Annotated in this window: 5 protein-coding genes; 3 read left to right on the top strand and 2 right to left on the bottom strand. The window is 72.0% G+C overall.

Translation table 11 applies throughout. The features are described from left to right. Positions 1-1,487 (bottom strand): APC family permease (locus ACPCK6_RS28565; RefSeq protein ID WP_423482750.1); only part of this gene is annotated, 1,487 nt, incomplete at its 3' end. A gap of 198 nt (positions 1,488-1,685) precedes the next feature. Here ACPCK6_RS28565 and ACPCK6_RS28560 point away from each other — a divergent pair. Further along, positions 1,686-2,339, top strand: coding sequence for a GOLPH3/VPS74 family protein (locus tag ACPCK6_RS28560; RefSeq protein WP_128137146.1), 654 nt, complete (start codon positions 1,686-1,688; stop codon positions 2,337-2,339). Between the two features lie 39 nt (positions 2,340-2,378). Here ACPCK6_RS28560 and ACPCK6_RS28555 read toward each other — a convergent pair whose 3' ends face one another. Then, positions 2,379-2,978 carry a GNAT family N-acetyltransferase gene (locus ACPCK6_RS28555; RefSeq protein ID WP_423482749.1) on the bottom strand — a complete coding sequence of 200 codons (600 nt, stop codon included), beginning with the start codon at positions 2,976-2,978 and terminating at the stop codon, positions 2,379-2,381. A gap of 196 nt (positions 2,979-3,174) precedes the next feature. Here ACPCK6_RS28555 and ACPCK6_RS28550 point away from each other — a divergent pair, with 196 nt between their 5' ends. Continuing rightward, positions 3,175-3,819, top strand: a complete 645-nt coding sequence (locus ACPCK6_RS28550) for a cellulose binding domain-containing protein (RefSeq protein WP_396882866.1) — start codon at positions 3,175-3,177, stop codon at positions 3,817-3,819. Positions 3,820-3,962: 143 nt separating this feature from the next. Next, positions 3,963-9,458, top strand: a complete 5,496-nt coding sequence (gene pulA / locus ACPCK6_RS28545; RefSeq protein ID WP_423482748.1) for a pullulanase-type alpha-1,6-glucosidase — start codon at positions 3,963-3,965, stop codon at positions 9,456-9,458. The last annotated feature ends 70 nt before the right edge of the window (positions 9,459-9,528 follow it).

Raw genomic sequence — 9,528 nt, 5'->3', positions numbered from 1 at the left:
CGGTCGGCCTCGGGGGCCGGGTGCAGGCCGGGCTCGTGCAGGCCCTCCTCGGTGACCTGGCCGATCCGGCGGTACGTGTCCGGTCGGCTGGTGCGCAGGATCGCGCCCCAGATCAGGCCGACCACGCCCGCCGCCACCGGGATCGCCGGGAGCAGCCACTTCAGGTAGCTCGCCGTGTCGGGGGCGAGCAGCGCGTCGAAGTTGAACAGCAGCACCAGCAGCACGGCGGTGAGCAGGACCGTGCCGAGCGCCGGGGCGATCGCCCGCTGCCACGCGCTCTCCGGGCCGGGACGGCCCCGGAAGAAGCCCACCACGGAGGCCGAGGTGAGCGTCATCAGCAGCACGACGCCGACAGCGGCGGCGCCGGACAGCCAGGTGAACAGGTCGATGACCGGGTCACGGCCGGTCATCGCGAACGCCAGGAACACCACCACGGCGAGGACGCTCTGCACCAGCGAGCCCGCGACCGGCGCACCGCTGCGGCTGGAGGTGGCGCCGAGGAAGCCCGGCAGGACCCGCTCCCGGCCCAGCGCGAACAGGTAGCGCGCCACGCCGTTGTGGAACGACAGCAGGGCGGCGAGCACGCTGGTGATGAACAGGACGTTGGCGATGTCGGCGACGACGGCGCCGGTGTACTGGTCGAGCGCGCCGAAGATGATGCCCGGCCCGGCCTCGGCACTGGCTGCCGGGGCGTTCTCCGGACCGGTGAGCACGGTGAGCGCCCAGGCGGAGAAGGCGTAGAACAGACCGGTGAACGCGACCGCGATGTAGGTGGCCCGGGCCACCGTGCGACGCGGGTCCTTGACCTCCTCGCTGTAGATGGCGCCGCTCTCGAAGCCGGTGAAGGAGGCGATGGTGAACGCGAGCACCGCGCCGAAGCCGGCGCCGAACAGGTGGCTGGGGCTGATGCCGGCGGTGGTGACGGTGCCGCCGTCGGGGTTGGCGAAGGCGACCAGGTCGAAGATCAGCACGGCAACGCACTCGAGGATGAGCAGCACGGCGAGGACCGTGGCGTTGAGGTCGATGCGCAACACGCCGAGCGCGCCGATGAACACCCAGGCCAGCAGCGCCCAGACCCACCAGTCGAGGCTGATGCCGGTCTTGGCGTCCATGAAGTCGCCCAGGATCGCACCGAGCAGGCCGTACAGACCGATCTGGATCGCGTTGTACGCCGCGAGCGCGACCGCCGAGCCGGCCACCCCGCCGGCCCGGCCGAGGCCGTTGGCGATGTACGCGTAGAACGCGCCCGCGTTGGCGACGTACCGGCTCATCGCGGCGTAGCCGGTGGCGAAGACGGCCAGTACGGCGGCCAGGAGCACGTATCCGAGCGCGGCGCCGATGTTGCCGCTGACCGCGTACATGGTGGTGACACCGCCGCCGAGAACGGTCAGCGGGGCGGACGCGGCGACGGTGAAGAAGACGAGGTGAGCGGTGCCGAGACGACCGCGGCGCAGCCCACCGTCGGAGAAGAACGGATCGGAGGACAAGGCTTCTCCAGGGGAGGGGGTGAGGGGATCGATGTGTCTACTTCGGAACAACCTGAAGCAGGGTATTGGTGATCACGTATCGTGACAACCCCGCTTCGATATCGATTGGGGTGCGCCTGAACGGCCAGAATTGAGCTGTGCGTGGTCATGCCGTACCGTCCCGTGTCGACGATCACGGCCACCGTTCGAGGATGGACCATGACCTACCCCGGGGCGCAGGCCACTTACCGGCTTGCGGATGCGCTGTTCCTTATCGGACACGACGAGTTCACCGGCAAGCCACACGTCGCGGTCGACCGGCTGGAGTGCGGGCTGGCCGGCGCCGCGCTCGCCGAGCTGATGTTCGAGGGCCGGATCGCCCTCGACGGAGGGGGGATCGCCGCCGTCGATCCGCGGCTGTGGCAGGAGCCGCTCACCGACCTGCTGATCACCGAGATCCTGCGTCGCGAGGGGGCGCATCCGGCCCGGTTGTGGATCCGCTACCTGCGGACCCAGCTCAACATCAACGAGCGGGTGGGCACCCGGCTGGTCACCGCCGGTGTGCTCCGTCGTGAGCAGGGCAAACTGATCGGCCGTACGGTGCGCTGGCCGGCCATCGACCCGAACCAGGCGGCCTCGCCCCGGGTGCGGCTGACCGCGATGCTGATGCACTCGTCCCCGGCCGAGCTGGACCCGGGCACGCTGCTGCTGGCGACCCTCGCCGAGGCGGTCGGCCTGGCCGCGCACATCTTCGACCCGCAGGTGGCCACGCGGATGCGCGACTGCCGCCGGTTCCTGCCGGCTCAGCTCGAGGGGCTGCTCGCCGCCGTCGTGGGCGCGCTCGACGTCACCACCACGACGGTACGGCGATGACGTCCCGCCCCGGGCCGAGCCGGGGCGGGACGGTACGGGTCAGGACGGGTCGCGCCACATCGGGTAGAGGCTGGGGCCCTCCGGCAGGTCCAGCGTGACCGGACGGCGCCGGAATCCGAGCCGCTCGTAGAGTGCGGCGTTGCGCGGCGAACTGGCCTCCAGGTACGCGGCGGTACCGGCCTGATCCAGCTCGGCCAGCCTGTGACGCAGCAGCGCCGACCCGACGCCCTTGCCGTGATGGTCGGGGTGCACCCCGATGAAGGGCAGGTACCAGTGCGGCTCTGCGGGGTGCCGGGCGCTCATCATCTCGTCGAGCGTGCCGAACCGCTTCATGGCCTCCGCGCCGATCGCGTTCTCCAGCCCGTCGAACTCGCCGCCGTCCTCGGCGTCGTGGCCCTCGCCGGTGGGCAGCCAGAGCGTGGCGCCCAGCCCGTCACCGGCGACGTACACCTCACCGGTGCGCAGCGCCAGCGCGACGAACGGTCCGAAGAAGGCGCGATGGACCCGCGCGCGGTGGTCGTCGTCGGGGAAGACCCAGCCGCTCACCGGATCCCGCATGAACGCCTCGGCGAGGATCGCGGTCACGACGGCGGCGTCCGCCGCGGACGCCCGCCGGATACTGTCCTGCCACTCAGTCACTGGCCAACCGTCCTACCGGCTCGACGAGCCATTGTGGTCATTGATCGGCGTGCAAGGTATCAGGTGCCAACGCCGTGCGGCAGACCCCGATCTCCGGCGCTCGCCGCGACCCGGTCCGTGTGACTACGCTGGCCCGGACCCCGACAGGAGGACCATGTCCCGCACGCGCCGCCCCGGTCCGCAGCCCGGAGCCGCCATGACCTCGTCCCCCTGGATCCTCGTCGCCGCCGGCGTGGTCGTCATGGTGGTCCTGCTGGTGGTGGCGCTCGGTTCGGTGCGGGGCCGCAGCACGTTCCCGGCGGCCGGTCCGCCGGATCCGCTGATGTCGCTGCCGGGCATGCCGCTGACCCCCACGGCGGTCAGCGCCACCGGCCCGTCGCCGGTCTCCGCCACCGCTGCTGTCGTGCCGGGCCTGTCGCCCCGGTCCACCGTGGTGCCGGCCCGGCCGACGCCTGCCGCGCCGACCTCCAGCCCCCGGGGCGTGGCCCGGCCGGTGCTGCCCCCGCCTCCGCCGCCCCCGCCGCCGTCGGCGGTGACCGGCCGGTACAGCGTGATGAGCTCCTTCGACGGCGGCTTCATCGGCGAGGTGCTGCTCGTCAACACGGCGCGTACGCCGCACGGCTGGACGGTCCGCGCGACGTTCCCCGGTGGCCGGCTGGTCACCGCCTGGGTCGAGGGCGCCGAGCAGGGCGTGTTCGGCTTCGATGACGGCGTGTTCACCTACCGCAGCGGGTTCGACCTGGCCCCCGGGCAGTCAGTGCCGGTGCGGTTCCACATCGAGCGGGCCGGTACCCGGCCGGTGAGCTGCACCGTCGACCGCTCGCCCTGCGCCGAGCGGTAGTTCCGGCGCCCCGGACCGGGGCCGGTATGGACGTCTCCTCTTGCAAGGTGTCTGCTTTGTTGCGGCAGTGTTTGCAAGGTATTGCAGAATGTTTCGGCAAGGGCTAGCGTGCGGGCGAATCAGCGACCAGAGAAAGGCCGTCGATGAAACCCCCGCCGATATCCCCCAAGGCGCTGCTCGCCCTGGTCACCTCCCTCGTACTCACTCTCGTCGGCGTGCCGGTGGCCCTCCACCAGCTCGGCGCCGACGCCACCCGCCCGGCCGCCACCCCCGACGTCCTGGCCGCCGGCAACGCTTTGCAGTGGAACCGCGAGCCGTCCGCCGACGCGCTGCTCAAGGCCGGCACCGGCACCGCGAAGGCCGAGCAGTTCTACTTCGTCCTGCCGGACCGGTTCGCCAACGGCGACAAGCGCAACGACACCGGCGGCCTCACCGGCGGCCGGCTCACCACCGGTCTCGACCCGGCCGACAAGGGCTTCTACCACGGCGGCGACCTCAAGGGCCTGATCGACCGGATGGACTACATCCAGGGGCTCGGCACCACCGCCATCTGGCTCGCGCCGATCTTCAAGAACCGCCCGGTGCAGGGCACCGGCGCGGACGTCTCGGCCGGCTACCACGGCTACTGGATCACCGACTTCACCCAGGTCGACCCGCACTTCGGCACCAACGCCGAGCTCAAGAAGCTGGTCGACCTGGCCCACCGCCGGGGCATCAAGGTCTACCTCGACATCATCGTCAACCACACCGCCGACGTCATCCGGTACGCCGAGGACAAGTACGGCTACGTGGACAAGAAGACCGCGCCCTACCGCGACGCGCAGGGGCGTCCCTTCGAGGACCGCAACTACGCCGACGGCACCCGGAAGTTCCCGGCGGTGAACGCGACGTCGTTCCCGTACACCCCGGTGTTCGCCACCCCGGCCGACGCGAAGGTCAAGGTACCGGCGTGGCTGAACGACCCGACCATGTACCACAACCGCGGTGACTCCACCTTCGCCGGGGAGAACAGCGAGTACGGCGACTTCTTCGGCCTCGACGACCTGTGGACCGAGCGTCCCGAGGTGGTGCGCGGCATGACCGACATCTACGCCCAGTGGATCGGCAAGGCCGGCGTGGACGGGTTCCGCCTCGACACGGTCAAGCACGCCAACCTCGACTTCTGGCCGCAGTTCGCGCGCGGCATCGACGCCGCCGCCGCGAAGGCCGGCAAGAAGGACTTCTTCATGTTCGGCGAGGTCTACAGCGCCGAGCAGGAGATCCAGTCCACCTACGTGCGGCAGGGCGGGCTGCCCGCCACGCTCGACTTCTCGTTCCAGGAGGCGGCACGCGGGTACGCCGCCGCCGACGGCTCGGCCAAGTCGCTCGCCGACGTGTACGCCAAGGACGACCTGTACTCCGCGCGCGACACGAACGCCAACCGGCTCACCACGTTCCTGGGCAACCACGACATGGGCCGGATCGGCTCGTTCGTCGCCGCCGCGGGCGGTGACGACGCCACCCAGCTGAACCGCAGCCGGCTCGCCCACCAGCTCATGTTCCTCACCCGCGGCCAGCCGGTCGTCTACTCCGGCGACGAGCAGGGCTTCACCGGACCGGGCGGCGACAAGGACGCCCGGCAGGACATGTTCGCCTCGCGGACCGCCGACTACCTCGACGACGACCTGATCGGCACCACCCGTACCCACGCCGCCGACCAGTACGACACCCGCCACCCGCTCTACCGGACCATCGCCGAGCTGGGCGAGCTGCGGACGGCGCACCCGGCGCTGCGCGACGGCGTGCAGGTGACCCGGTACGCGGCCGACGGGCCCGGCGTCTTCGCGTTCTCCCGCGTCCTGCCCGCCGACCGGATCGAGTACGTGGCGGCGGTGAACAACGCCGCGACGCCGCAGACTGTCACTGTGGACACCTGGTCGGCCGGCGCCCGCTTCACCGGCGTGTACGGCGGCGCCGCGAGCGCGACGGCCGGCGCGGACGGCAAGCTGAGCGTCACCGTGCCGGCCATGTCGGCGCTGGTGCTCAAGGCGGACCGGGCGATCCCGCAGGCCGGGGCCCCGACGATCACGATCACCGAGCCGGGCGACGACCCGGTCCCCGGCAAGGCCGCCGTCACCGCCCAGGTGACCGGCGACCCGCTCGCCACCGTCACGTTCGCCGCCCGGGTCGCGGGCGGCAAGTGGACGCTGCTCGGCACCGCGAACCGCGCGCCGTACACCGTGCACCACGACCTGACCGGCCTGCCCGGCGGCACCCGCGTGGAGTACAAGGCGGTGGTCCGCGACGGCAAGGGCCGCACCGCCACCGACCGCGCCACCGGCACCGTCGGCACCCCCGCGCAGGGCGCGTCGCGGGACTGGGCGATCGTGCACTACCAGCGCCCGGCCGGCGGGTACGACGACTGGCGGCTCTACGCCTGGGGCGACATCGACCCGGCGTACGTGACGCAGTGGCCCGCCGGGCAGCCGTTCGCCGGTGAGGACTCGTACGGCCGGTTCGCCTGGGTCAAGCTGAAGCCCGGTGCGAAGACGGTCGGGTTCCTCGTGATCGACGGCGACGGCAACAAGGACGTGGCGAACGACCGCACCATCGACGTGACGGCGACCGGCGAGGTCTGGGTCAAGCAGGGCGACCCGGCGGTCTACCCGACGCGGCAGGCCGCCACCGGCGAACCCGACCCGCCCGTCGCGCAGGACACCGCGCTGATCCACTGGCGCAAGGCCGACGGGAACTACGACGGCTGGGGCCTGCACCTGTGGGACGGCGCGGCCACCCCGACCGACTGGGCGGCCCCGCTCAAGCCGGAGAAGATCGACGCGTACGGCGCGGTGTTCCGGGTGCCCCTCGCCGCCGGGGCGACCGGGCTGAGCTACATCATCCACCGAGGCGACGAGAAGGATCAGCCCGAGGACCAGCGGCTCGACTTCGCCGGTGCCGGGCGCGAGGTGTGGCTGCTCGCCGGCGTGAAGGGCCGGCTGCTGCCGACCACCACGTCCGGTGCCGCGAAGGATCTCGACCTGACCAAGCAGAAGGCGCAGTGGATCGACAGGTCGACTGTGGCCTGGGCGACCGGGCCGACCGACGGCAGGCGGTACGCGCTGGCGGTCGCCCCGGCCGGTGGGATCGGCCTCGCCGACGGTGAGCTGACCGGCACGTACACCACCATCGGACTGCGGGCCCAGCGCAACGGCCTGACCGAGGCGCAACGGCAGGCGTACCCCCATCTCTGGGCCTCGCGCGCCTTCTCGCTGGACCGCGCCGACCTGGCCAAGGTGCCGGCGGCGCTGCGCGGCCAGATCGTGGTGACCGAGCGGGACGCCGAGGGCGCGCTGCTCGCCGCCACCGGTGTGCAGATCCCCGGCGTGCTCGACGACGTCTACGCGGCGGCGACCGGCGCGAAGCTCGGCCCGACGTTCGCCGGCCGGGTCCCCACCCTGGCGGTGTGGGCGCCGACCGCGCGGACCGTGTCGCTGGAGCTGTTCGACTCGCCCACCGCCCAGCCGACCAGCGTGGCGATGCGCCGCGACGACCGCACGGGCGTCTGGTCGGTCCGCGGCACGAAGGCGTGGAACGGCCGCTACTACCGCTACCGGGTGCAGGCGTGGCAGCCGGCCACGCAGAAGATGGTCACCGCGTCGGTGACCGACCCGTACTCGGTGGCGCTCGCGGCGGACTCCACGCACAGCCAGATCGTCGACCTGGCCGACCCGGCGCTCGCGCCGGCCGGCTGGGCGAACCTGCGCAAGCCGGCCCCGGTGCCGGCGTCGAAGGTCCAGATCTCCGAGCTGTCGGTACGGGACTTCTCCATCGCCGACACCACGGTTCCCGCCGACCGGCGGGGCACCTTCCTGGCGTTCACCGACCCGAACAGCGCCGGCATGAAGCACCTGCGCAAGCTCGGTGACGCCGGGGTCAACCACCTGCACCTGCTGCCGGCCTTCGACTTCGCGACCATCCCGGAGAAGCGGGCCGACCAGGCCCGGCCGAACTGCGACCTGGCCGCGCTGCCGCCGGACTCCGACGAGCAGCAGAAGTGCGTCGCGGCGGTCGCCGGCACCGACGGCTACAACTGGGGGTACGACCCGCTGCACTACACGGTGCCCGAGGGCGGGTACGCCACCGACCCGAACGGCGCGAAGCGCACCACCGAGTTCCGCCAGATGGTCGCCGGAGTGAACAAGGCCGGCCTGCGGGTGGTCATGGACGTGGTCTACAACCACACCTCGGCCGCCGGCGCCGACCCGAAGTCGGTGCTCGACCAGGTGGTGCCGGGCTACTACCACCGGCTCCTGGAGGACGGGACGGTCGCCAACTCCACCTGCTGCGCCAACACGGCGCCGGAGCACGCCATGATGGGCAAGCTCGTGGTGGACTCGCTGGTGACCTGGGCCAAGGCGTACAAGGTCGACGGTTTCCGGTTCGACCTGATGGGCCACCACCCGAAGGCGAACATCCTGGCCGTACGGGCCGCGCTGGACAAGCTCACGCTCGCCCGCGACGGCGTGGACGGACGCAAGATCCTGCTGTACGGCGAGGGCTGGAACTTCGGCGAGGTCGCCGACGACGCCCGGTTCACGCAGGCCACCCAGGCCAACATGGCCGGCACCGGCGTCGGCACGTTCAACGACCGGCTCCGCGACGCGGTGCGCGGCGGCGGCCCGTTCGACGCCAACCCGCGCGTGCAGGGCTTCGCCTCCGGCCTCTACACCGACCCCAACGGCGACGAGGTGAACGGCTCGGCGGCCGAGCAGCGGGCCCGGCTGCTGCACCAGCACGACCTGATCAAGGTGGGGCTGACCGGGAACCTGCGCGGCTACCGGTTCACCGACTCCACCGGCAAGCGGGTCACCGGGGCGCAGGTCGACTACAACGGCGCCCCGGCCGGGTACACCGCCGCGCCGGGCGAGGCGGTCACCTACGTCGACGCGCACGACAACGAGATCCTGTACGACGCGCTGGCGTACAAGCTGCCGCAGGGGACCTCGGCGCAGGACCGGGCCCGGATGCAGGTGCTCGCGCTGGCGACCACCGCGCTCGGGCAGGGCGCCGGGTTCGTGACCACCGGCTCGGAGCGGCTGCGCTCGAAGTCGCTGGACCGCAACTCGTACAACTCCGGTGACTGGTTCAACCAGATCCGGTGGGACTGCGCCCAGGGCAACGGGTTCGGCGCCGGCCTGCCGCCGGAGGCCGACAACAAGGACAAGTGGTCGTACGCGAAGCCGCTGCTGGCCGATTCGTCGCTGGTGCCGGACTGCGCGGCGGTCGACCTGGCCGACGCCCGGTACGCGGAGCTGCTGCGCGTGCGCCGGTCCTCGCCGGTGTTCGGGCTCGACACCGCCGAGCAGGTGCAGAAGCGGGTGGCGTTCCCGCTGTCCGGGACGAAGGAGACCCCGGGCGTGCTCACCATGACCCTCGACGCGCGAGGGCTGGACGGGACGTGGAAGTCGGTGACTGTCGTCTTCAACGCCACGCCGGAGACGGCGAAGCAGACGGTCACCGGGCTGCGCGGCGCGAACGTGGCACTGCACCCGGTGCTGCGGAACTCGGTCGACCCGGCGCTGCGTAGCGCGTCGTTCGACCGGGCCGCCGGCACGTTCACCGTGCCCGCGCGCAGCGTGGCGGTGTTCGTCCAGAGCTGACCCGCACGGCCGACCGGCCCCCTGCCACGTCACGTGGCAGGGGGCCGGTCGCGTACCCCGGGCCGTCAGG

The sequence above is a fragment of the Micromonospora sp. AB353 genome (assembly GCF_049538395.1).
Classification (GTDB): domain Bacteria; phylum Actinomycetota; class Actinomycetes; order Mycobacteriales; family Micromonosporaceae; genus Micromonospora; species Micromonospora aurantiaca.
This window is presented reverse-complemented; position numbering and strand designations above follow the sequence as displayed.